22 protein-coding genes and 1 pseudogene are annotated in these 23,377 nt (G+C 36.7%); 18 read left to right on the top strand and 5 right to left on the bottom strand.

What is annotated here, in order from left to right:
• The first annotated feature begins 187 nt into the window (after window positions 1-187).
• Window positions 188-1,906: an HD-GYP domain-containing protein gene (locus tag QNH24_RS17125; RefSeq protein ID WP_283868741.1), complete on the top strand. Its 1,719-nt coding sequence runs from the start codon at window positions 188-190 to the stop codon at window positions 1,904-1,906.
• Between the two features lie 84 nt (window positions 1,907-1,990).
• On the opposite strand, the gene QNH24_RS17120 is transcribed toward QNH24_RS17125, so the two are convergent.
• Window positions 1,991-3,376, bottom strand: a complete 1,386-nt coding sequence (locus QNH24_RS17120; RefSeq protein WP_283868740.1) for a glycine--tRNA ligase — start codon at window positions 3,374-3,376, stop codon at window positions 1,991-1,993.
• 431 nt (window positions 3,377-3,807) lie between these two features.
• On the opposite strand from QNH24_RS17120, the gene ccpN reads away from it, so the two are divergent.
• From ccpN to QNH24_RS17045, 15 genes and pseudogenes are all read left to right on the top strand, one after another.
• Window positions 3,808-4,440, top strand: coding sequence for a transcriptional regulator CcpN (ccpN, locus tag QNH24_RS17115; protein ID WP_054770938.1), 633 nt, complete (start codon window positions 3,808-3,810; stop codon window positions 4,438-4,440).
• A gap of 18 nt (window positions 4,441-4,458) precedes the next feature.
• Window positions 4,459-5,271 carry a pyruvate, water dikinase regulatory protein gene (locus QNH24_RS17110; RefSeq protein WP_283868739.1) on the top strand — a complete coding sequence of 271 codons (813 nt, stop codon included), beginning with the start codon at window positions 4,459-4,461 and terminating at the stop codon, window positions 5,269-5,271.
• Between the two features lie 209 nt (window positions 5,272-5,480).
• Window positions 5,481-7,310: a DNA primase gene (gene dnaG / locus QNH24_RS17105; RefSeq protein ID WP_283872878.1), complete on the top strand. Its 1,830-nt coding sequence runs from the start codon at window positions 5,481-5,483 to the stop codon at window positions 7,308-7,310.
• A gap of 32 nt (window positions 7,311-7,342) precedes the next feature.
• Window positions 7,343-8,470, top strand: coding sequence for an RNA polymerase sigma factor RpoD (rpoD, locus tag QNH24_RS17100; RefSeq protein WP_283868738.1), 1,128 nt, complete (start codon window positions 7,343-7,345; stop codon window positions 8,468-8,470).
• Between the two features lie 26 nt (window positions 8,471-8,496).
• Window positions 8,497-8,700 carry a hypothetical protein gene (locus QNH24_RS17095; protein WP_283868737.1) on the top strand — a complete coding sequence of 68 codons (204 nt, stop codon included), beginning with the start codon at window positions 8,497-8,499 and terminating at the stop codon, window positions 8,698-8,700.
• 108 nt (window positions 8,701-8,808) lie between these two features.
• The gene (locus tag QNH24_RS17090; protein ID WP_054770940.1) at window positions 8,809-9,372 is read left to right on the top strand and encodes a hypothetical protein; all 564 of its coding nucleotides are present in this window, start codon (window positions 8,809-8,811) and stop codon (window positions 9,370-9,372) included.
• Window positions 9,373-10,609: 1,237 nt separating this feature from the next.
• Complete coding sequence (locus QNH24_RS17085) at window positions 10,610-10,960, top strand: c-type cytochrome (protein WP_283868736.1); 351 nt, start codon at window positions 10,610-10,612, stop codon at window positions 10,958-10,960.
• Window positions 10,961-11,125: 165 nt separating this feature from the next.
• Window positions 11,126-11,818, top strand: coding sequence for a tRNA (adenine(22)-N(1))-methyltransferase (locus tag QNH24_RS17080; protein ID WP_283868735.1), 693 nt, complete (start codon window positions 11,126-11,128; stop codon window positions 11,816-11,818).
• Window positions 11,819-12,940 carry a Nif3-like dinuclear metal center hexameric protein gene (locus tag QNH24_RS17075; protein ID WP_283868734.1) on the top strand — a complete coding sequence of 374 codons (1,122 nt, stop codon included), beginning with the start codon at window positions 11,819-11,821 and terminating at the stop codon, window positions 12,938-12,940.
• A gap of 15 nt (window positions 12,941-12,955) precedes the next feature.
• The gene (locus QNH24_RS17070; RefSeq protein ID WP_283868733.1) at window positions 12,956-13,180 is read left to right on the top strand and encodes a hypothetical protein; all 225 of its coding nucleotides are present in this window, start codon (window positions 12,956-12,958) and stop codon (window positions 13,178-13,180) included.
• A 172-nt stretch (window positions 13,181-13,352) separates the two neighbouring features.
• Window positions 13,353-13,601: a DUF2164 domain-containing protein gene (locus tag QNH24_RS17065; RefSeq protein ID WP_054770942.1), complete on the top strand. Its 249-nt coding sequence runs from the start codon at window positions 13,353-13,355 to the stop codon at window positions 13,599-13,601.
• A gap of 150 nt (window positions 13,602-13,751) precedes the next feature.
• A pseudogene (locus QNH24_RS17060) lies at window positions 13,752-14,287 on the top strand (NADPH-dependent FMN reductase).
• A gap of 220 nt (window positions 14,288-14,507) precedes the next feature.
• A complete protein-coding gene (lepB, locus tag QNH24_RS17055; protein ID WP_283868732.1) occupies window positions 14,508-15,074 on the top strand; it encodes a signal peptidase I in 567 nt (188 codons plus the stop codon).
• A gap of 20 nt (window positions 15,075-15,094) precedes the next feature.
• Complete coding sequence (locus QNH24_RS17050; RefSeq protein ID WP_283872877.1) at window positions 15,095-15,991, top strand: PhzF family phenazine biosynthesis isomerase; 897 nt, start codon at window positions 15,095-15,097, stop codon at window positions 15,989-15,991.
• Between the two features lie 411 nt (window positions 15,992-16,402).
• On the top strand, window positions 16,403-16,627 hold the full coding sequence (locus tag QNH24_RS17045; protein WP_283868731.1) for a CPBP family intramembrane glutamic endopeptidase: 225 nt from the start codon (window positions 16,403-16,405) through the stop codon (window positions 16,625-16,627).
• Between the two features lie 429 nt (window positions 16,628-17,056).
• Here QNH24_RS17045 and QNH24_RS17040 read toward each other — a convergent pair whose 3' ends face one another.
• The 4 genes from QNH24_RS17040 to QNH24_RS17025 all read right to left on the bottom strand — a co-directional run bounded on the left by QNH24_RS17040 (window position 17,057) and on the right by QNH24_RS17025 (window position 20,915).
• The gene (locus QNH24_RS17040) at window positions 17,057-17,236 is read right to left on the bottom strand and encodes a hypothetical protein (protein ID WP_283868730.1); all 180 of its coding nucleotides are present in this window, start codon (window positions 17,234-17,236) and stop codon (window positions 17,057-17,059) included.
• A 160-nt stretch (window positions 17,237-17,396) separates the two neighbouring features.
• Entirely contained in the window at window positions 17,397-17,933 is a 537-nt protein-coding gene (locus tag QNH24_RS17035) for a tubby C-terminal domain-like protein (protein WP_283868729.1), read from the bottom strand.
• Window positions 17,934-18,341: 408 nt separating this feature from the next.
• Window positions 18,342-19,604: a dicarboxylate/amino acid:cation symporter gene (locus QNH24_RS17030; RefSeq protein ID WP_283868728.1), complete on the bottom strand. Its 1,263-nt coding sequence runs from the start codon at window positions 19,602-19,604 to the stop codon at window positions 18,342-18,344.
• A gap of 264 nt (window positions 19,605-19,868) precedes the next feature.
• Window positions 19,869-20,915: a TRAP transporter substrate-binding protein gene (locus QNH24_RS17025; protein WP_283868727.1), complete on the bottom strand. Its 1,047-nt coding sequence runs from the start codon at window positions 20,913-20,915 to the stop codon at window positions 19,869-19,871.
• Window positions 20,916-21,029: 114 nt separating this feature from the next.
• On the opposite strand from QNH24_RS17025, the gene QNH24_RS17020 reads away from it, so the two are divergent.
• Window positions 21,030-22,610 carry an ATP-binding protein gene (locus tag QNH24_RS17020; RefSeq protein WP_430675529.1) on the top strand — a complete coding sequence of 527 codons (1,581 nt, stop codon included), beginning with the start codon at window positions 21,030-21,032 and terminating at the stop codon, window positions 22,608-22,610.
• A 49-nt stretch (window positions 22,611-22,659) separates the two neighbouring features.
• The gene (locus QNH24_RS17015; RefSeq protein WP_283868726.1) at window positions 22,660-23,361 is read left to right on the top strand and encodes a response regulator; all 702 of its coding nucleotides are present in this window, start codon (window positions 22,660-22,662) and stop codon (window positions 23,359-23,361) included.
• Window positions 23,362-23,377 lie beyond the last annotated feature (16 nt).

Genomic DNA, 23,377 nt, shown 5'->3' with positions numbered 1-23,377 from the left:
AAAACTATTTCGGTATAATTTATACATTTAATATCCATAAAAAACTAGTCCAATTCATATAGATCTGACATGCATATAAAATGTAAAACATGCCTCTATCAGCAAAGATGTTTTTTAGAACAACGCAGTCCTATGGAAGAAGGAGGGAGTCACATAATGCTAGAACATTGCGTATGTGGCAAAAAATATGCTAAGAAAAGTAACATTAAGTATTGATGAAGTTGAAGCAAATGATATTTTGGCTGAGGATATTTTTTCCGAGTATCAATTATTAGCTAAAAAAGAGTTAGTTTTAACGGATCGGATTATTGCTTTACTTAAACTTAGAAAAGTAGATGAATTAGCTGTCTATTTACCATCAGATTCAGTTCGGATTGTCCATGATTTAAGTGTTCAGCGAACAAGGGAGTATGAGGATGTCTTTGCCCCACTAATGGCTAAAGAAAATGAAGTAGATGAGTATAAAGAAAAAGTAAGTACGCTATTTATGACGACATTGGAGAATGTTGTCCATGAATTACGCTATGGTCAAATTTTAAAAAGCATGCAGGACACTGCTTATGTAAGGGGTGTTTTTGAAAAAATTTTAGAAGAGAAACATCGCTACGATTTACTTATGCGTTTAAGAGAATGGGATGAGTATTCCTTTGTCCATTCATTTGATGTATTTGTTTTAGGCACTATCTTTGCACGTTACCTAGGGTTAGCTGATATCGAAACATTAGCACGAGGGTATTTGTTCCATGATATTGGCAAAGTTTTTATTCCTCAAGAAATTCTAAATCTGAAAAGAAAGTTATCAGAAGATGAATTTGAGGTTGTTAAAACACACACAACTAAAGGGTATGAATTACTTGTTGAAAATGGAGAAGAAGAGATTGCCTATCTGGCAAGAGATCACCATGAGCGCTTTGCTGGTAAAGGCTATCCAAATAAACTATGCGCAGATGAAATGAGTGAAGGGGTTCAATTATTGCAAATCATAGATGTATATTCAGCAATGACATCAAAACGTGTTTATCATACAGGGTATGCAGCAACGGATGCATTAGCCGTTTTATATCGCGATCGGCAATTATATAACGAAATGTTCATGCATAAATTCGTGGAATGTTTAGGAATCTATCCTGTTAACTCAGTAGTCTTATTATCGGATAATCGAAGTGCGCAAGTTGAGCTTGTCTATGATTTATTCCCTACGTTGCCGAAAGTTAAATTATTGGATGAACAAACATCTATGAATCTACCTTTAAATTATAGTGTGAAAATTATGAAAATGATTGATTATCGTGCAGATAGCTTTGAGGAAATATTTAATTTATTTGTTGAGCAATTAATTCGCTGTGACGAGACTAACTTAAGAATACACTTTAAAAAACTAATTGATCATTTACATCCAAAAGAGATAGTCTTAAAAATCTTCTTACCTGCCTTTCGAATTCTACGTTTATTGACTAGAGAAATTCAGACGGATATGACAAAATATAGAAACTCTATTAGTATTCTTAAAAAATTATTGGAAGAACAATTAAATGTTTTATACATGGATTATCATCATGAGCAAACAACTATTTTAGTTGTAGAAACCTCGCTTCGTGAAAACTTTTTCATAAAACTTGTACAGAGTATTTTGTATATTGATAAAATCGTTCCATTCTTCATAAATCCAGGGGACGATCAGCGAATTACGCAATTAATGGAACATTGTGATGTAAATGTAGCTTATTTTATTGAAGATGAGCTCACGGTAGAAAAACGAGTTCGTCCTATGCGAGAGGGTACATTCCTTTATTATTCTCTTTCAGATATTGAGGAATTATTAGTAAGTTTGGTGGGAATGAGCATGAAACGGTTCTCCTTTGAGGAGAAGATGCAGGAGCGCTTGTTTTTTAAATTAAAGGCATAGCCAAAAGGGAGCTGAAATTTCAGCTCCCTTTTACAATGCTTTTATCAAAATCTGGACGCAATTACGCCAAGGCAAAATTGATATTTAGAATTGTAGATGTTTCTCAATGTATGCCTTCACATCAGCAATTGGCATACGCACTTGAGACATAGAATCGCGGTGGCGTACCGTTACTTGACCGTCCTCCTGTGAGTCAAAGTCATATGTGATACAGAATGGTGTACCAATTTCATCCTGACGGCGGTAACGTTTACCGATTGATTGGGATTCATCAAAGTCAACTGGGAATGCCTTACGAAGTTCTGCCCATACATTTGTAGCCTCATCAGATAACTTTTTAGAAAGTGGAAGGACTGCTGCTTTAAATGGTGCAAGAGCAGGGTGGAAGCGTAAAACGGTACGCTTATCGTCACCTTCAAGCTCCTCCTCGTCATATGCATCACACAGGAATGCTAATGTCACACGGTCAGCACCTAAAGAAGGTTCAATACAGTATGGAACATAGCGTTCGTTTGTGGCTGGGTCAATGTAAGTAAAGTCCTCACCAGAGTGCTCCATATGCTGTTTTAAATCGTAATCTGTACGATCAGCTACACCCCAAAGCTCACCCCAACCAAATGGGAATTTAAATTCGATATCTGTAGTAGCATTCGAATAGTGTGATAATTCATCTTCCTCATGATCGCGAAGGCGCATAGACTCTTCTTTCATCCCTAAATTCAATAACCAGTTTTTACAAAATTCTTTCCAGTATGCATGCCATTCAAGGTCTTCGCCAGGCTTACAGAAAAACTCAAGCTCCATTTGCTCAAATTCGCGAGTACGGAAAGTAAAGTTACCTGGAGTAATTTCGTTTCGGAATGATTTACCGATTTGTGCAATACCAAAAGGAGTGCGCTTACGCATAGAGCGTTGAACATTTTTAAAGTTCACGAAAATACCTTGTGCAGTTTCAGGACGTAAATAAATTTCGTTTGTAGAAGACTCTGTAACACCCTGGAATGTTTTAAACATTAAATTGAATTGACGAATATCTGTGAAATCAGCCTTACCACAATCAGGACATACCACATCATACTTAATCATTGTTTCTTTCATTTGATCAAATGTCATACCATCTACAATGATTTCATCGCCCTTTGCTAACGCAGCGTCCTCAATGATTTTATCTGCTCTATGACGTGCCTTACACGCTTTACAATCTATCATAGGATCATTAAAGTTACCAACATGACCAGAAGCCACCCAAGCTTTAGGATTCATTAAGATGGCAGCGTCTAGTCCGACATTGTGCTCAGATTCTTGAACAAATTTTTGCCACCATGCTTTTTTAATATTATTTTTTAGTTCTACACCTAATGGACCATAATCCCAAGTGTTAGCTAAGCCTCCGTAAATTTCAGACCCTGGGAACACAAAACCCCGATGCTTTGCTAATGATACGATTGTTTCCATTGATTTGTTAGCCATAATATAGCCTCCTTCAAATTTTTCACTTTGTCTTTTGCGGTAAAACGCCAAAGTCTCTTTTCACTTAGACTAAGCCTAAATGAAAATAGCACCCGTCTCCGGGCACAATAGATGCCCAGGGACGAGTGCTAATACCCGCGGTTCCACCCTGATTGTTTTAAACAAACTGTTTAAAACCTCTTTTTAAAAGGTTAGCTCAGGGAGTGCCTTTTCTCTGTCACTGTGTAGACTTTCACCATCTTCTACTCGCTATTAAATGGAACAGATACTTTTTTCCCATCATCGCCTGTATATAACGCAATATTGCTCGAAAATACATATAGAGCAAGCGTATGTGTCAATATTGTAGCATGTAGTTCTTTAATTCGCAATAATTATTAAAATAGTATATAATAATTGAGCATAAGTATAACACTATTAGATTTGAGGCGGTGAGTCCAATCGAACTCAATAAACGTCAGGAAGACATTTTACAAATTGTGAAAGAAAATGGGCCAATTACAGGCGAACATATTGCAGAGCGTCTCAATCTGACAAGAGCGACTTTAAGACCAGATTTGGCTATTCTCACAATGGCGGGCTTTTTAGATGCACGACCAAGAGTTGGTTATTTCTATTCAGGAAAAAAAGCGTCCGTTACATTAACGGATAGTATTAACAATTTAAAAGTGAAAGATTTTCATTCAGGACCCGTAGTTGTACCGGAAACAATGACTGTTTATGATGCGATTTGCTTTATGTTTTCGGAGGATGTTGGTACACTCTTTGTCGTGGATAAGAATGAGTTTCTGACAGGTGTACTATCGCGGAAGGATTTACTACGTACAAGTATTGGCACGCAGGATCTAAACAAAATTCCTGTACATATTATTATGACGCGCATGCCTAATATTTCGTACTGTCAGCGATCAGATTCTTTAGTTGTTGCGGCAAATAAGTTAATTGAGCGAGAAGTTGATTCGCTACCTGTAGTAGAACCACAGGAAGGTGGCTTAACAATTGTAGGCCGTCTTACAAAAACGACGATTACACGTGCTTTCTTATCACTCGCACAGAATGTCTAAATTTTGAAGGAGTGCAGCATGAAAAGATTACGCGTTTTTGTTGTATCTGATTCAGTTGGTGAAACTGGTGATCAAGTAGCGAAAGCAGTTATTAGCCAGTTTCGACCTGGTTTGGAGAACACAGTTATTAGACGTTTTCCATATATTCAATCAGAGGAGCTTATCCAAAAAATTGTTTGTCTTGCAGCAAAGCAACAGGCATTTATTGTATACACACTAGTTCGACAGGAAATGCGTTTACTGATGCAGGAGCTGTGTGAGCAGGAAAAAATACATGCTGTTGATATTTTAGGACCTGCATTAAAAACAATGGCTACCTTTATGGAAGAATTCCCGTTAGAGGCACCAGGGATTGTTCACCAGTTGGATGATGATTATTTTAAAAAAATCGAGGCTATTGAATTTGCAGTAAAATACGATGATGGCAGAGATCCACGTGGATTATTACAGGCGGATATTGTACTTGTAGGTGTTTCACGTACCTCCAAAACACCTTTATCACAATATTTAGCACATAAACGCTATAAGGTGGCGAATGTTCCATTAGTTCCAGAAGTGGAACCACCTGAAGAACTATTCCAGATTGATGCCAAAAGATGTTTCGGTTTAATTATTTCTCCTGAAAAATTAAACTCGATTAGAAAAGAAAGATTAATGACTCTTGGCTTGAATGATGATGCTATCTATGCACAGCATAATCGTATATTAGAAGAAATCCAGCATTTTGAAAAAATTGTCGGGAAAATTGGCTGTAAGGTTATTGATGTGACGAACAAGGCTGTAGAGGAAACAGCAAATGTTATTATTGAACATATCTCGACCTGTAAATAAGCATGGATCTTAGATAAAACCACCTCGGTAGTATGGGGCGGTTTTTTTGAGTCGCTTTTAGAAAATAGTATAGATAAAAACTAATTTTTGTTTTATAATAATAAAATTGTGGTAAAAATATTTAAAAAGAGAAAAATCCTATTTTTTTGTCGAGAATTAAAGGATTTTTAAAACGGATAGCGAATTGTGTTTTAGAACGTAAATTAAAGATGGTGATGAATTTGGCAGGGAAGATTCCAGAAGAAGTGATTGAACAGATTCGTACACAATCGGATATTGTTGATGTCATAAGCGAATACATGCAGCTTACAAAACGTGGGCGCAATTGGTTTGGTCTCTGTCCTTTTCATGGAGAACAAACACCGTCTTTTTCTGTGTCATCAGACAAACAAATTTTTCATTGCTTTGGTTGTGGTGCAGGTGGTAATGCTATTACCTTTATCATGGACATTGAAGGGATTCCGTTCCCTGAGGCAGTCGTGAAACTTGGTGAACGTGCCGGCATACATTTAGATGTTGGACCAACCTTACCTGACGTCACAAAAAAGATATCTAAAGCGGAAGAAAGGATGAAAGAAGCACACGCTTTTGCAGCTGATTTTTTCCATCATTTACTATTGAACACAGAAGATGGTGAAGAACCTTTAAATTATTTGCTAGAAAGAGGATTTACAAGGGAACTTATCGAATCTAATAGCATTGGATGGTCTCTCCCAAGCTTTGATGCATTAACGATATTGCTTGAAAGAAAAGGTTATAACTTACAAGAAATCGCAGAAAGTGGTTTAGTCATCAAGCGAGAAGGGGAGGAACGCTATTTTGATCGATTTAGAGGACGTATTATGTTTCCCATTCGAGATGAGAACGGTAAAATTATTGCCTTCTCAGGACGAATACTTTCATCAACTGGTGAAGAGGCAAAATATTTAAATAGTCCAGAGTCACCAATTTTTCAAAAGAGCGAGGTGCTATATAACCTAGATAAAGCACGAACCTCTATCAGAAAAAATCGTCAAGTAGTATTGATGGAAGGATTTATGGATGTTTTAGCAGCAACTTCTGTTGGTGTAGCGAATGCCGTAGCTACAATGGGTACCTCGCTGACGAATCAGCATATCACAAAGCTAAAGCGCTTAGTAGAGCAGATTACGATTTGCTATGACGGTGATAATGCTGGTTTTGACGCAGCAAAAAGAGCGGCACAGCTACTACAATCAGAACGAATGAAAGTAAATATTGCGGTGTTACCAGATAAGCTAGATCCTGATGAATACATTCGTAGTTTAGGTGGACAAGCATTTAAGGAACAAATTTTGGAAAACCCACATGCGTATATTGCTTTTATGATGATGCATGCTAGACGAAATAAGAACTTTCAATTTGAAAATGATACGCTTCAATATATTCAAGAAGTCCTTGAACAACTGATTGGTAGATCCTCTCCAGTTGAACGAGATTTGTATATACGGCAGCTATCTACTGAAACAAATATCTCGGAAGAAGCGATATATGCACAATTCCGAAAGTTAGAGGCTAGTCAGGTACGTTCTGCAAAAGCAGAAATGCCCGTTCTACCTTCAATGCCAGTCACGCAGCAGCAAAAGCCTATGGACGCAGCCGAACGTGCCGAACGTTTATTACTCGCTCATATGCTTCATAATATAGATGTAGTGGACAGGTTATTACGCAGTGAGCAAAAGGAGCCATTTGTCCGAGATGCCTATATGGCTGTTTTTGTTCGCTTAGTAGGCTTTTATGAGGAATATGGTCATCCCGATTATCAGCGGTTTGTTGAGATACTAGATGACGCTGAATTACGCAAAATTGTCATGGAAGCAGCTTTAGTAGAGAGAGATCCAGACCAAGCTGAAGCAGAGGTTACAGACTCTATACGCCAGTTGCAAAAATATAGAATTGAGCAAGAAATTCAACAAAAGATGCATGAGTCAAAGGAAGCGGAGAAGATGCATGAGTATGCACGTGCACTTGAAATCGCCCAACAGATTATTCATTTAAGAAAATCGTTATCGGCGATTTAACCCGATTCGGTTGTTTAGAAGGAGGAAGGTTTATGGCGGACAAGTCAGAACGTTCAAAAGAGATAGAAGTAGAAATCACATTAGATGAAGCCAAAAAATTACTACAGGAAAAAGCGAAAACAGACGGTGAAATTTCAATGAAAGAAATTTCAGAGAAGTTAGCGCAGTATGAACTAGAAAATGAAGAGGTTTTCCATTTTGCTGAAGATCTTGAAAAGCATAAAGACATTCAAATTATTGGAAAAGAAGAATTTGAAGAAGAAAGCTTAATGAAAGAAGAAGCAAATGAAGAGACTTTTGATTTAAATGATTTGAGCGTACCACCAGGTGTGAAAATAAATGACCCTGTTCGAATGTATTTAAAAGAAATTGGCCGTGTTGATTTACTGTCTGCAGAGCAAGAAATTGCATTAGCAGAGCGTATTGAGCAAGGAGACGAGGAAGCTCGTAAACGACTAGCGGAGGCAAACTTACGTCTTGTTGTTTCGATTGCAAAGCGTTATGTAGGCCGAGGTATGCTATTTCTTGACTTAATTCAGGAGGGAAATATGGGTCTTATTAAGGCAGTTGAGAAATTCGACTACCGTAAAGGCTTTAAATTCTCCACGTATGCTACATGGTGGATTCGCCAAGCAATCACACGTGCAATTGCTGACCAAGCACGTACAATTCGTATACCAGTGCATATGGTAGAAACAATTAATAAATTAATTCGTGTACAACGCCAATTATTACAGGATTTAGGTCGCGAACCATCTCCAGAAGAAATAGGAGAAGAAATGGATTTAACACCTGAAAAAGTACGCGAAATTTTAAAAATTGCACAAGAACCAGTATCTCTTGAAACACCAATTGGAGAAGAAGATGATTCACATTTAGGCGACTTTATTGAGGATTCTGAAGCTCAATCTCCATCTGACCATGCAGCATATGAATTATTAAAAGAGCAATTAGAGGATGTGTTGGATACATTAACTGATCGTGAAGAAAATGTTCTTCGTTTACGTTTCGGTTTAGATGATGGCCGCACACGTACATTAGAGGAAGTAGGGAAAGTATTTGGTGTAACTCGTGAACGTATTCGCCAAATCGAAGCAAAGGCGCTTAGAAAATTACGCCACCCTTCTCGCAGTAAACGTTTAAAAGATTTCTTAGAATAAACATGAAAAAAGGAGCTAGCTGATTAGTGACAACTATTTGGCTAGCTCCTTTTTATCTTGCGAAGCGTCAGGTACACAATACTTATGAGTCTTTTCTTATTCAGCGGGCATCCAAATCTTCTGTGGAGGTTATGGATTTTGAAGGGGAGTTTTTACGCTGGGGCGTTTTAAGCTTGTATGAAAGTAATAATAAATTGATAAATCGAGCGAGTTTAAAAATACATAATTAGCATGAGTTAAATCAACTATTTTTGTTACTTTCTACAGATGTGTTTTCAAGAATTGTGAGATAAAATTGTAATAACAACCATTATTAAGCAATGTTTGGAGCAAATACTATGACAAATCCACGGAAAAAAATAATCTTAAATGAGATTTTGTTTTGGAAGCAGAATAAGCTATTACCAGAGCATTACTGTGACTTTTTAGCAGCTCTTTATGCAGAGGGAGCGGATGTAGAGGAGTTAGATCCTGTGCATCATAAGCAAGCAGTGTTACCCTCAGAAAAGAGAAAAATGTATCTTTTAATAGTGGGTATATGTATTGCCATAATTGCTCTTCTATCGATCTATTTTACAATTTCCTCTTTAACGTTAGTTTTATCAGTTATTGTAGGAATAGCTGCTCTTATCTTATTCATTACGGCATTTCGAATGGCACAAAAAAATAATTTATTAACACCTATTTTTCACTTGTTAGCAGCTATTTTATTGTTTAGTATGTCTATTCGAATTTACACTACATATTTCAATGGGAATAATATAGCTTTATTTTGCTTAATTGCAGCAAATTGTGGAGTTTGGCTTTGGTCTGGCATTAAAATGAAGCTACTGTATTATACAGTCTCTGGAGTTTTAGGACTATTAGCATTGATTGGCTATTATATCATAAATTTATTATGAACTATTTAAGAATCTATACGCTTTTAGCGATAGATTCTTCATAGTGTTGAAAAACTAAATGGTCAAGGGACTCTTTGTGAATATTTAGTCAAAATGAAGGTGATTTCCGTTCCAGGCTACTCGCTTTCCAGTGGGCGAGCGACGAGCCGCTTCCTGCGCTGACGCTCCGTGCAGGGTCTCGTCTGTCTCGCTATCCCACGGGAGTCGAGTAGCCTTGCACTCCAATCTGTAATAGTGTAGAATTTTAAATATTTTCTTCCCTCAAAAGTAAAGTAAAAGCATGTTATTTACCATCATTAAATGGATAGAATAGTGGTACAATTCTATAGTGCTACATTTTAAATATAAAACTACTTTGTCACTAAACATAATGCCACTTACTGCTGTCGTATAGAAAATGTTATCAAAGCTTTATTTTTGCACAAAATAGTAATGGTTAAGACTTCAATTTATCACTATACATTTATGTGAAATGCCAATGAAAATACTATGAGCAATGGTTGATTGGAGTGTAGACTGAGTGACTCCTTGGGGATTCAGCGTCACAGATGAGGCCCTGGAGCGAGCAGATTAGGGGAACGAAGGCTAAAATCGTCACGTCCTGTGACAACGCCTTCGTGACCAACCTCCTGTTGCCCCAAGCGGCTCATCGGACGCCCCCAGGAAAGCACTCAGTCGGAACGGAGATCAACCCCTCGTTTTGAAAAAGGCTATACTTTTTAATTTGTCACATTGATTTCATTGACATAATAGTATTTCAACAACATGAAGAATCTATACGCTTTTAGCGATAGATTCTTTTTTATGTAGATTTATAAGTGATGTAATTGATACCTAATATTTTTCTAAAAAAGTAGTATGACTTTTTTAAAAATAGGAGAATTTAAAATATATTAAGATAATAGTATGGCTTATTCATTTTGATGAATTTTAGGACAAATAAGGAAATTTTCGTTGAAGAAAAAAATATTTTTAAGTATAGGTAAGAGTTCATAGTGGAAAGCTAACTACAAGAATGGAGAGCAAAATTAAATTGTTAAATGGTTTTAGATAGACCAAAAATTGGTGATAGCAAGACATATTTTATCCAATAGATACAGAAATGTCGAATTTGTTACAAACAAAGGAAAACTTAGCGAATAGGGCTTTTCGTTTCTTAGTTAATGCAGTACAATATTAGATGTTGACTGATTCTATATTATAATAGAAGTAGATTTACAATGAGGAGGGGAAACATATGAAAAACAATCCAGTCGTTCCTTACATCTTAATTTTGGCATTTGGTATTGGTCTTATTTTCTTCATGTCTTTAACAGGCGCAGAGAACAAAAAAGAAATTGCTGCTGAAAAAGAAGGCGGTGGCGAAACTACAGAGGCTACTGATGATGGTTCTGCATTAGTACAATCTTGTATTGGCTGTCACGCAGCTGACTTAACTGGTGCTGTGGGTCCAAACCTACATGGCTTAGATGAGGCACGTATCGTAGACGTTTTAACGAACGGTATTGAAGGTACACCGATGACACCTGGAATGAAAAACGAAGCGGAAGCAAAAGCAATCGCTGAGTACATTTCTACTCTAAAATAATTTGAAAAGTAGCTGTACTGAAAGCGTTTAACGTAATTGGTACAGCTATATTTATTTTCTTTTAATAAACAATGGAGTTGCTCATAAAAGAGACAACTCCATTTGTTTTTTTGCTTGATTTCATACATACTATTAAAGGACTCTATTTAAGGTAGGCGGGAAAACATGAATGCACAAAAGTTATCAAGACGATTAGAAACAGTAGCGAAATTTGTTCCAACAGGTGCGATTGTTGCTGATATTGGCAGTGATCATGCATATTTACCATGCTACTTAATTCATAAGGGAATTGCCTCTTATGTCGTAGCAGGAGAAGTTGTAAAAGGACCCTTTGAATCAGCAGTTGGACAGGTACAAAAAGAAGGATTATCAGAAAAAGTTAAAGTACGACTTGCTAATGGCTTAGCAGCAGTAGAAAAAGAAGATCATGTTGACACTGTCACAATTGCAGGAATGGGTGGTCCTCTCATTGTATCTATTTTGGAAAAACATCCAGAAAAGCTACAGGGAATTACTCGCCTTATTTTACAACCAAATATTCATGCTAAGGTCATTCGGGAATGGGCTTTAGCACATAATTGGGCAATTCTTGATGAAGAGATTTTAGAGGAAGATGATAAAATTTATGAAATACTTGTTTTGCAAAGAAGTCACATGGAGCTAACGGAGCTGGAAATTTTAGTTGGACCAAAATTAATGCAGCGAAAATCAGCAACTTTTATAAAAAAATGGACACGTGAAAAGGAAAATTGGCAGCGTGTATTACAGTCTATTGAAGGGGCAGATCAAACGCCTGAAATCGACGAAAAGCGTGCAGAGCTAGAAACTTTAATTCATTTAGTGGAGGGAGTTCTGTAGATGAAAATGGTAAATGGTCAAGAGATTATTCAATTATTTGAATCATGGTCACCTAAAAAACTTGCTTGTATGGACAATGATCCTATTGGGCTTGCAATCGGCACTTTAAACAAACCTGTAAATAAAGTATTAGTTACACTAGATGTGAATGAAGATGTAGCAGACGAAGCCATTGCACAAGGTTGCCAGCTTATAATAGCCCATCATCCTCCTATTTTTAGACGTTTGGCGAATATTCGTACAGATCACCCGGCTGGACGTTTATATGAGAAGCTCCTAAAAAACGATATTGCCGTATACGCAGCCCATACCAATCTAGATGTAGCAGAAGGCGGTGTCAACGATTTATTAGCAGATGCGCTGCAGCTTGAAAACCGTTCCATCTTAGAGGAAACGTATGCGGAAGATTTGTTAAAGCTAGCGGTTTTTATTCCAACAGCCAATGCCGAAGATTTGCGTGAAGCATTAGTGAGGGCAGGAGCAGGTCGTATAGGTGATTATGAAGCGTGTAGCTACACAACTATTGGGGAAGGGCGTTTTCGTGCACTAGCACATGCCAATCCGTATGTAGGCTCAATTGGGGAAATCCATGTGGAAGAAGAAGTAAAGGTAGAAGTAGTATTGCCAGAATCTATTAAAAACCGTGTATTGAAAGCTATGTTACATGTACATCCATATGAGGAACCAGCGTATGATATTATCCGCTTAGACCAGCAGACAAATGTCATGGGATTAGGGCGAGTGGGCTACTTGCGACAGGAACTATCCCTTCGTGATTTTGCACAATTTGTGAAGCAGCAGCTAGATGTACCCGCTGTTCGTGTTGTCGGTGATTTACAATCGAAAGTAAAAAAAGTAGCGCTTGTTGGCGGGGATGGCAATAAATATATTTATGCTGCTAAGCGTGCTGGCGCAGATGTTTTTTTAACGGGAGATATGTATTTTCATACTGCACAAGATGCACAGGCATTGGGCTTGCAAATTGTAGATCCTGGTCATCATGTTGAAAAAGTGATGATTGCGGGCGTAGCGAAAAAGATGGCGAAAATGTGTGAAGATAAAAAATATACGGTTGAATTTGTACAATCTACTATTCATACAGAACCATTTCTATTCGTATAAGAGAGGGGAATAAATGTGGCAAGTGAAAGACCTGCAGGCAATAAGGCTGGAAAGTTGTGGATAATGATTGGTTTACTGATTGCTGTATTTGGTGTTGGAATGACATTTATGACAAATACGATAAATGCAAAAAAAATGGATGCCATGACAGAGCAGTGTGAAAAAGATGGTGGAGAAGCTATTGTCTCAAAGGAAAAAAATTTTCTATCAACAAGCTATTCTTTTAAATGTGAACAGTAATATCGTTAATAGATATTAAGCAAAGCAAATGACTAGGTGATGTCTAAAATACAATCTTTTTTTAAAAATATAAAAAGGCTGAATTACACTATTTAATTCAGTCTTTTTGTGTATATATAGATAAAGTCTATGGTGATATGATGAGTGAGAAAACAGTAGAGGAGTGTTTGGCATGTTTATTCGACTGACTAAAGAGCAGCAAGAATTAGTTATAGCAGATATACAACGATTCTTCTATAACAATCGAGATGAGGATATTTCAGAATTTGAGGCGGAGAGAGTTTTGGATTTTATAAAGGAATACATCGCTCCGCATATTTATAATGCTGCTATCTCTGATGCAAAATATGCGATAGAAAGACAATATGCATCGATGGAGGATGAGCTTGCAGCATTAGAAAGACCCATCAAGATAAAATAAATAGAGGTCGTTTGTCTTTTTCGTCAGCCACGTTTTAAATAAAGCAATGTATTCCTGTATTGCATGACTAAGAGCGCTTATTTTATTCATAATGGAATGCAAAATGAATAATTTAGGCTATTAATTTTGGGATGGAAGAGGAGGAGCATAGTGTTGAAAATAGGAATTATTTTAGGTAGTACGCGTGAGGGGCGTTTAAGTCCACAGGTAGGAGAATGGGTTAAGAATGTGGCTGAAAAACGCAGTGACGCAGAATATGAAATTATTGATATTGCAGATTTTAAGCTACCATTTCTAGGTGAGCCAGGAGGAGATGCATCTGGAGTGGCTGCATGGTCTCAAAGAGTTGCAGCTTGTGATGGCTTTGTATTTGTTGTTGCCGAATATAATCACTCCATTACGGGGCATTAAAAAATGCGTTAGATTTTTTACGTGAGGAATGGAATAACAAAGCTGCTGGAATCGTTTCGTATGGCTCTGTAGGTGGAGCAAGGGCCTCTGAACATTTACGTGGCATTCTTGGTGAATTATTAGTAGCAGATGTTCGAGTTCATCCTGAACTATCATTATTTACAGATTTTGAAAATGGTACAACATTTAAACCAAAAGAGGTACAGGTAGACTCTGTAAATCAAATGTTAGATCAGTTAATTCCTTGGGCAACGGCATTCAAAACAATTCGATAAGCGCATATAATGTTTTTTAAATACAATGAACTTTAGAAAATGATTTTTCTTAGTTGTTATAAACTGTTATTTGAAAAATATGGCTGTATAGAGAATGAGAAACTAGAATTTAGCGCAAATAACGTTGAATTTTAGTTTTTTTAGAAATTCATGGAACTTTCCCCGTAGTGGATTCGTATTTATTAGTGTAAGATAATTAGATGAAAATGGGGTGTGAGATGTGGCGCAAAAACAAAATCAAAATGAACTTTGGGCTTGGATTAAAGCAATTGGATTTGCCATTATTTTTACAATGGGGATCCGTTATTTCATTTTTTCACCTGTAGTTGTAGAAGGAGCCTCCATGATGCCAACCTTTGAAAATGGTGATAAAGTTATCGTAAATAAAGTAGGACCGAAAATTTCAAGTTATCAACGCTTTGATGTGATTGTCTTTAAAGCGAATGAAGAAGAAAATTATATTAAGAGAATTATCGGGTTACCAGGAGATCATATAGCCTATAAAGATGATGTTCTGTACATAAATGGAAAGGCCTTTGAAGAACCTTATTTAATAAAGTATAAAGAAGCATTGCTGGATAAAGGCGATTTTACATATGATTTTACTTTAGAGGAGCAATTAGGTGAAATGATTGTGCCAGAAGGGCATTTTTTCGTTCTTGGGGATAATCGTCGAAGAAGTATAGATAGCCGAGATCAAAAAGTCGGATTTGTTGCACAGCATGAAATTTTGGGGACAGCAGGTTTTGTATTATGGCCATTTGATCGAATTGGTAGTACACACTAGCTGGTAGAAAAGAGGAAAAGATAAAGATGGTGACGGTCTATCATTTTGATGCATTTAGTACAATCCCTAATAAGGGAAATCCAGCAGGTGTTGTGGTAGAGGGAGATTCATATAGCGATAATGAGATGCAGGCGATTGCAAAGCAAGTAGGCTTTAATGAAACAGCATTTGCCCTAAAATCTGAGCGAGCAGATTTAAGAATACGTTACTTTACGCCAGGTCATGAAGTAAATTTGTGTGGTCATGCTACCATGGCAACGATTTATGCGCTAAAAACAAAAGGTTTATTAGAGAATAAGCAAGTTTTTACCATTGAAACAAAGGCTGGCATCCTTCCAATTGCAATAACAGAGCAAAAATCAGGTGAAATTTTCATGACCATGCAACATGCAGCTCCTCAGTTTGTAGCCTTTAACGGTTCAAAAGCCGAGCTTGCACAATCTATTGAACTTCCAGAAGAAGCTATACATCCAGACTTACCAATTGTTTATGGCAGTACAGGCCTGTGGACATTGCTAATACCAATCAAAAACTTAGAATTTTTTAAAGCGATGGCACCACAAACAGCTACATTTCCGACTATATTAAAGGAAATGCCAAAAGCATCCTTACATCCATTTTGCTTAGAGGCATTTGATAAAAATGCCGATATGCATGCAAGACATTTTTCTTCTCCTTATTCTGGAACAATTGAAGATATTACAACAGGTACTGCATCTGGTGTTATGGGTGCCTATCATGCAACCTATATTGAGCAGCAAGAACAAAGTGAGAAAACACTTATCGTCGAACAGGGACAGGAACTTGAGAAGGATGGACGTGTGCAGGTGCACGTAAAAAATGATAACGGGAAATTAACTATTTCGATTACAGGTACTGCTGTCTTTGTGAAGGAAATAGATATCCCCTTGAAATAAAGTTGTACCACTTAACTCCGTTGGATGTACAGTTGAAAATAGCATTAATATATAAATTCAATAATTTACACAGTTATCGGAGAGAAATCAATATTGAAAAAATTAGTAAGTACAATTTTAAAAACAATTATCTTTTTTGTTGGATGGGCAATTTAAATTTCTTTTGCACCCGATATTCAAACAAATAATCAGGCATTATTACGATTATGGTAGGAATTCGCACCACTTGCTCTAGTATGTTTATTGTCTATTATTTTTGTTTCTTTAATAGAAAAGGGTAAAATTAAGATCCCCCTAGCCTCAAGATTCTTTAAAAATTCTCTAATAGGTGTTGGTATAGGTGTCTTATGGTTCGGTAGCGTGATAGCTATCCTTTTACTTACAAAGACAATGCAGATACAGGGCCAAAACATGATTGATTACGTTTGGATTTGGATTTTCGCATCATTATTGAATTCTGTAATGCAGGAATTGTTGATGAGGGGTTATCTATATCAATTATGGAAGCAAAAATATAATGTAACTGTGGCAACCGTCTGTACTACTATTTTATTTTCTGCGATGCATGGTGGAGCATTTGAAGCCGGTATTATCCCTGTGCTGAATGTTGTTTCAGTGAGTATACTTGTGACATAACTATTAGAATACACAGGCACAATAGTAGCACCAATAATTGCCCATTTCATTTGGAATACCATTGGAGCCATAATATTTGGCGGTGTTTCTTTGGCAAGCGATTATCCAAATCTCTTAAACAGTACTTTTCAAGGAAATCCATTAATATCAGGAGGCATCTATAAAATTGAAGGCAGTATTATCGTCTTAATTGTTAATCTAATTCTAATTACATACTTGTTTATATTAAATAAAAGAGTGACTAGCCAAAAATATATGAATAAGCGTACTTCTGAAATTGAGCATTCCTAATTTATGAATAAAATCTGTTTTAATCATGCTAAATAGATTCTCTTAATATAACATAAAATATAGGTTGAAATTGATTAAAATAGAGAGTAGCTTAAGTATTCTTAGTGCTTAGAGCTACTCCCTTTGACTTATTACCCATTAATGTTTGATTTCTTCAATGACTTTTTCTTTTAAATCGGTATCCATAGAGGAAAGCTTAACGTTATTTGTAAGACGTTCTTTTAACTCGCGATCAGTCATAATGCCACGTTCCTCTAAGATTTGAACAAGAAGATTTAAAGTCATTAAATTTTTAATGTCTGCAGCTTTTGAATCCATATGAAACCCCTCCAAAAGTAAAGTAAAACTACTCTTTAAGTGTACTCCTATTTTCAAGGGGCTGTATAAAATAGTCAAAACAAAGCGAATTTATTTCGTGTTCCGGAATATCAGGAACAATTCTAGCGTGTAAAGTGCTTTTGAAGCTTCCTTATCTATTTTATTTATTTAATAAGAACAATGTCTGATAAAGAGTTGCTAGTAAAGCGACAAATAGCGTATCATCTGAGTCAAAAAGTTTAAAAGCTATCCCAGTACGCACGAGTTCCGTTTCTATATTACTGGCGCTTGCTATTTTTTCATCATTGCAATATAGGTAGGCAGTTGATGTAAAATCCTTTTCAAAGCGGAAAACGAGTCCGTCCATTGTAAATGAATAGGAGGATTCAAGTAGCTGCACGGTCTTGCGTTGAATTGGTAGGGTTGTTCCATCTGGCATCACCAGTTGATGGCTAACCCCCTTCGTTAAGAGAGTTGATTGCACTTGAAAAAGAGGTGCTCCTAAGGTAGTGCGTGTTTCATAATGATGTGGTAAAGATTGCTGTGCAGCTACTAGCATAACAGCATTGATAACTTTTCCAACGGTTGAACGGTCAACCTTTTGCAATACACATACTGTTTCATTTTGTTCATTAATAATAGGGATATATGTAAAACTTTCGAATGCTTTCGGAAAGGTAAGTGTAAATGTAGCCATAAAAAGCCTCCAATCTACTGTATTATACGGGGAAGTCGAATCCTAGGTTTCAATATTTTATAAAAATTATTTTGACATAACAGGTAAGAAGAACAAGGAAATAAAAAATAGCTGACCATTGACGTGAGAATTACATCGATGGTCAGCTTTTTATCTTCATTCAGCAGAAGCCTCCCACCTCTACAGATGGTGAGATGAATGTGGCTTTGGTTCCTTTTTAGTGGGTATCCAAACTCCTACTGAATGAAGATAAAGCCTCCGGCGGATGTCAAGGAATCGGAAAGGAGTTAATAAAGGATGTTAGCCTAAAATCATCGCATCCATGCGATAACGGCTAACTGACCTGCATCACGCAGGCCTAAGCACAAAGACGATTCCAGACGCAATTATGCCGAGGCATAATTGATCTTATTGAATAGTTACTTCACCTGCAAGAGCGCGTTTTTCTTGCTCTGGATCGAATTCTTTTTCCATTTTTGAAACAACAACTGTTGCAACACCATTACCAATTAAGTTTGTTACGGCACGAGCCTCTGACATAAAACGATCGACACCGATTAACAATGCAATCCCTTCTACTGGGATCATAGGGAATGCTGCTAGAGTTGCTGCGAGCGTAATAAAGCCAGAGCCTGTTACACCAGCGGCTCCTTTAGATGTCAGCATTAAAATGGTTAATAGGGTAATTTGATGCCAAATATCTAATTCCACGCCATAAGCTTGAGCGATAAATATTGCTGCCATGGATAAGTAAATAGACGTACCATCTAAATTAAAGGAATACCCTGTTGGTACAACAAGACCAACTACTTGCTTGGAGCAGCCATAGTTTTCTAGCTTACGCATCATTGAAGGTAATGCTGACTCTGATGATGATGTTCCAATAACAATAAAAATTTCATCTTTAAGATATTTGATAAATTTAAAAATACTAAAGCCAAAATAATGTGTAATTAGACCGATAATGACAACGATAAAAATAAACATCGTGATATAAACAGACAGCATTAAAAACCCTAAGTTTCCAAGTGATTTAATACCGAAATTTCCGATAGTATAGCTCATGGCACCAAATGCACCAATAGGGGAAATTTTCATGACCATATTGACAATTTTAAAGAAAATATCTGCGACTTGTTCAAAAAATTTAATAACAGGTTTTGCTGGCTCACCAATCGCAGCAGCAGCTAGCCCAAATAAAACTGCTGAGAACAGGACTGGTAGTAATTCACCGTTTGCAAGGGCACCAACAACATTATCAGGAATAATTTGCATAATAAATGCACTGAAGCCATGCTCCGTGGCAGCTGCCTGTTGTGTATATTGAGACACATCTGCGGCGTTTGCAGCAGCTGTATTAAAGCCCTTACCAGGCTGTACAATATTGACAACGAGTAAGCCAATCGCAAGTGCAAAAGTAGAGACGATTTCAAAATAAATTAAGGCTTTCCCGCCGATTTTCCCAACCTTTTTTACATCACCCATACTACCAATTCCAATAACAACTGTTAAGAAAATAATAGGAGCTATTAGCATTTTAATTAATTTAATAAAAATATCGGCTAGTATTTTCAACTTCGCTCCAAACTCTGGGAACGTTGCACCGACAATAATACCTAGTACAATAGCTATTAATACTTGTATGGTTAAGTTTTTAAAATTTATACGCATTAAGTTTCCCCCCTACAACATTAGTGAATATTGTGTGAACGCTTTCATGTGGTTATCATAGCTGAAATTTTCCGACAATAGCTTTTATGTCCGTAATGTTTCTATTGTTCATTTTGTTCATTCTTAGTTGAAGAGTGTATGAAACCAGTGTTTGCAAGGATTAATAGCTGTTTTATAGTAGATTTGAAATTGAGGAAACTATTATAATACAAAAGAAAAAACCCTCACGATTTGTAAGGGTTTATCATTAATGAACAAAAGTATTTAAGGAGAAATTTTCTCAATTCTCGATAAGACATCGTCATTTTGTATATTGGTTTTATAAAAGTCATAGACAGGTGCAAGCTTTTCTTTAAATCGTTGACGTTCCTCACTACTCATCGTGAAAATTTCAAAGCCTTCTTGCTGCTCTAGCTTTCGTAAATCTTTGTCATTCATCATAACGGCTTGTTCAAATTGCCAGTCTGTCGTTTCCTTCATAGCCTCCATAATCTGCTTTTGAAACTTCACAGGTAGTGATTTCCAAAAATTTTCATTCATGAGAACAGCATACCCTAAAATCCCATGCTTTGTTAATGTCATATGTTTTTGTACCTTATAAAAGCCTTTAGAATAAATATTAGACGCTGTATTTTCCTGTGCATCAATGGCATGTGATTCTAGATCCGTAAAAACCTCACTAAAGGAAATTGGAATAGGTGTTGCTCCAACTGCCTCAAATTGCCTCTCAAGTGTTTTACTTGGCATTGTTCGGACACGTAAGCCTTTTAAATCCTCGAATGTATGAATAGGATAATCAACAGAGGTTAAATGCTTAAAGCCATTATGCCAAAAGCTAAGCCCCTTTATTTGAAAGGGCTCGAGCTCATTTAAAAGCTGCTCACCAATTGAGCCAGTAAGAACTTTATGGACTTCTTCATCCGTATTAAAAAGATAGGGTAAATCTAGAACCTGCCAGTTTGGAACATAGGTTGTCATTTTAGAGAAAGTAGGGATAATCATTTCTACTTCTCCATTTTGTAATGCTTGAAATTCATTTTCATCATTAAACAAGGAGGAGTTTGGGTAGACGTGTACCTTAACCTCACCATTTGTTTTTTCCTCAACAAGTTCTGCAAATTTACTTGCAGCTTGTCCCTTCGGCGTATTTTCTGCTACTACGTGACTTAAATGGATAGTAATTTGTGTATCCAAGCCTTTTTGTTCATCGTCGTAGGGAAGAGGGTTGGCGAATAGTAGACCTTGTTGTACACCAATCGCGATTGTTAATAGTAAAACGGTTGTTATTGTTCCAATAATAAATTTTTTCATCGATTACACCCAATTAATTCGTATTTTCTGATGTTTTTGTTATTCTAACATATGAAGTAAGCTAAAATATAGGTAGAGGGAGGCGTTTACATCTTGAAATTTCAAAAGCTGTCAATGAGAAGAAAAATCATGTCTCTGACTTTTTTTATTCTCATGCTTTCCTTTAGTATTGGTGGTACATTTTTGCTAGGATTCGTGATGAATGAGCAGAAGGATAAGCTTGGAAATCAGGCATTGCTTGTGGCAAAAACTGTATCACAGCTTCCTGAATTAAAAACGTATATTACTAGCCGTGATTTTAATGAGGCAACAACGCATATTAATCCTATTGTAGAGGAAATCCGGGATATAAATGGTGCACAATATATAGTTGTTCTAGATATGCAAAGACGCAAATATTCACATCCGATTTCAGAGGAAATTGGCCAAATTTCGCAATCCGGAGATTTAAATGCCGCCTTTTCTGAACATTATTATACATCAATTGCACATGGAGAGTATGGCGATATGGTACGAGCATTTGTACCTATTATGAGTAGTGAGGGTAAGCAAGTAGGTGTTGTAATTGTAGGGTATAGTGTTTTAACGATTGCAGAATTACTACAATCTATCCAAAAGGAGTTAATTATTACAATTTTCTTGTCCCTTCTATTTAGTGCATGGGGTGCCCATAATTTAGGGCTTCATATGAAAAAGCAAATGTTCGGGTTAGAGCCGCATGAAATAGCTAAAATGTATGTGGAGCGAACAGAAACCTTTAATGCCATGCATGAAGGAATTATTGCAATAGATAACGATTTAACGATTACCATATTTAATGAAAAAGCATGTGATATATTAGGGGTTTATGAACAACCGTCAACATTAATTGGAAAGAAAATTTATGAGGTATTACCTGACACACGCTTACCAGAAATTCTGGAGCTTGATCAGCCACTTTTCAATCGTGAGCTTTATATTAATGGACACAGTATTATGAGTAATCGTATTCCAATACAAGTCAATGAAAAAACAGTTGGAGCTGTGGCCATGTTTAAGGATCGTACAGAAGTGAAAAAGCTTGCGGAGGAATTAACCGGTGTAAAGGCATTTGTACAAGCATTGCGTGTACAAACTCATGAGCATAAAAATAAATTACACACCATTGCAGGACTTTTACAGCTCGGACATCATGAACAGGCACTTTCTTATTTAACACAAGTGAAGGAAGAACATGATGAAATTACAAATTTCTTAAATGAACGAATAAAAAATGAAAATATCTCAGGCTTACTACTTAGTAAAATTTCTTATGCAAAGGAGCAGGGAATCCGGTTGGAGATAGATCGAGAAAGTCATCTGACGGTATTTCCAAAAAATTTAGACCATCATGATTTTGTCATTTTATTTGGCAATTTAATCGAAAATGCCTTTGATGCATTAAAAGATACACAACTTGATGAAAAAATTGTGCATGTATCTGTTGATGAGGATGAAGATGTATTGGCAATTTTAGTCACAGATAATGGTATAGGCATGACAGAAGAGGTAAGGGCACATATTTTTGATAATGGCTTTTCGACAAAAGAGAAAAAAGGGCGAGGAATTGGCCTGTATTTAATTCAAGAAATTGTACACAAGGGGCAGGGGGATATTGAGGTTACTAGTGAGCCTCATAAAGGAACCAGCTTTTTGATAACATTTTATTATTCTTAAAGTCGCCTATTAAAAAAGTAATGAAATTTTAGTGTATGGAGGGTTGACAGTGACACAGATAAGGGTGCTTTTAATAGAGGATGATCCGATGGTGCGAGAGGTGAATCGTCAATTTATTGAAAAGGTAGCGGGGTTTGAGGTGATAGGTCAAGCCTCGAACGGTATCGAGGGAATAGCTCAAATACGTAAGCTTGTACCTGATTTAGTATTCATGGATATTTTTATGCCAGAGCAGGATGGGATTACAAGTTTGCGAAAAATACGTGAACTTAAATTGCCAGTGGATGTTATTACTGTAACTGCTGCAAATGATATGAAAACGGTGAAACAGATCCTGCATCTAGGAGTTTTCGATTATATAATGAAACCCTTTTCGTTTGAACGCGTGCAAGGAACCCTTGAAAATTATTTGCGTTTTAAAAAACAAATGCAAAAAGAGCGTGAGCTAACACAGGGAGAACTTGATCAGTTATTCCATTATCAGGGTGGGCAAAAAGAAGCTGAGCAACCATCTATGATACATGTTGAAAAAAACTTACCAAAGGGTTTTAATCGAGCAACACTCGAAAAAGTTGTGCACTATTTGCATACTGTAGAGGGAGCCTCGGCTGAAGAAGTTGCAAGTGGTGTGGGCATTGCACGGGTTACAGCTCGGAGATATTTAGATTATTTAGAGAAGCAAGAAGAGATTACGATGGATGTGCATTATGGAGGGATTGGTCGACCTATCAATTATTATTTTAGTAAGTAATAGAAAAAAACCTGAT

This window comes from Lysinibacillus pakistanensis, assembly GCF_030123245.1.
GTDB classification, from domain to species: domain Bacteria; phylum Bacillota; class Bacilli; order Bacillales_A; family Planococcaceae; genus Lysinibacillus; species Lysinibacillus pakistanensis.
This window is presented reverse-complemented; position numbering and strand designations above follow the sequence as displayed.

Coding starts and splice junctions, on each gene's coding strand:
- QNH24_RS17125 (WP_283868741.1), top strand. CDS start 188: ATGCTAAGAAAAGTAACATTAAGTATTGATGAAGTTGAAGCAAATGAT.
- QNH24_RS17045 (WP_283868731.1), top strand. CDS start 16,403: ATGATTGATTACGTTTGGATTTGGATTTTCGCATCATTATTGAATTCT.
- QNH24_RS17075 (WP_283868734.1), top strand. CDS start 11,819: ATGAAAATGGTAAATGGTCAAGAGATTATTCAATTATTTGAATCATGG.
- QNH24_RS17080 (WP_283868735.1), top strand. CDS start 11,126: ATGAATGCACAAAAGTTATCAAGACGATTAGAAACAGTAGCGAAATTT.
- dnaG (WP_283872878.1), top strand. CDS start 5,481: ATGGTGATGAATTTGGCAGGGAAGATTCCAGAAGAAGTGATTGAACAG.
- QNH24_RS17085 (WP_283868736.1), top strand. CDS start 10,610: ATGAAAAACAATCCAGTCGTTCCTTACATCTTAATTTTGGCATTTGGT.
- QNH24_RS17090 (WP_054770940.1), top strand. CDS start 8,809: ATGACAAATCCACGGAAAAAAATAATCTTAAATGAGATTTTGTTTTGG.
- QNH24_RS17065 (WP_054770942.1), top strand. CDS start 13,353: ATGTTTATTCGACTGACTAAAGAGCAGCAAGAATTAGTTATAGCAGAT.
- QNH24_RS17110 (WP_283868739.1), top strand. CDS start 4,459: ATGAAAAGATTACGCGTTTTTGTTGTATCTGATTCAGTTGGTGAAACT.
- QNH24_RS17120 (WP_283868740.1), bottom strand. CDS start 3,376: ATGGCTAACAAATCAATGGAAACAATCGTATCATTAGCAAAGCATCGG.
- QNH24_RS17020 (WP_430675529.1), top strand. CDS start 21,030: ATGAGAAGAAAAATCATGTCTCTGACTTTTTTTATTCTCATGCTTTCC.
- QNH24_RS17040 (WP_283868730.1), bottom strand. CDS start 17,236: ATGGATTCAAAAGCTGCAGACATTAAAAATTTAATGACTTTAAATCTT.
- QNH24_RS17025 (WP_283868727.1), bottom strand. CDS start 20,915: ATGAAAAAATTTATTATTGGAACAATAACAACCGTTTTACTATTAACA.
- QNH24_RS17030 (WP_283868728.1), bottom strand. CDS start 19,604: ATGCGTATAAATTTTAAAAACTTAACCATACAAGTATTAATAGCTATT.
- rpoD (WP_283868738.1), top strand. CDS start 7,343: ATGGCGGACAAGTCAGAACGTTCAAAAGAGATAGAAGTAGAAATCACA.
- QNH24_RS17035 (WP_283868729.1), bottom strand. CDS start 17,933: ATGGCTACATTTACACTTACCTTTCCGAAAGCATTCGAAAGTTTTACA.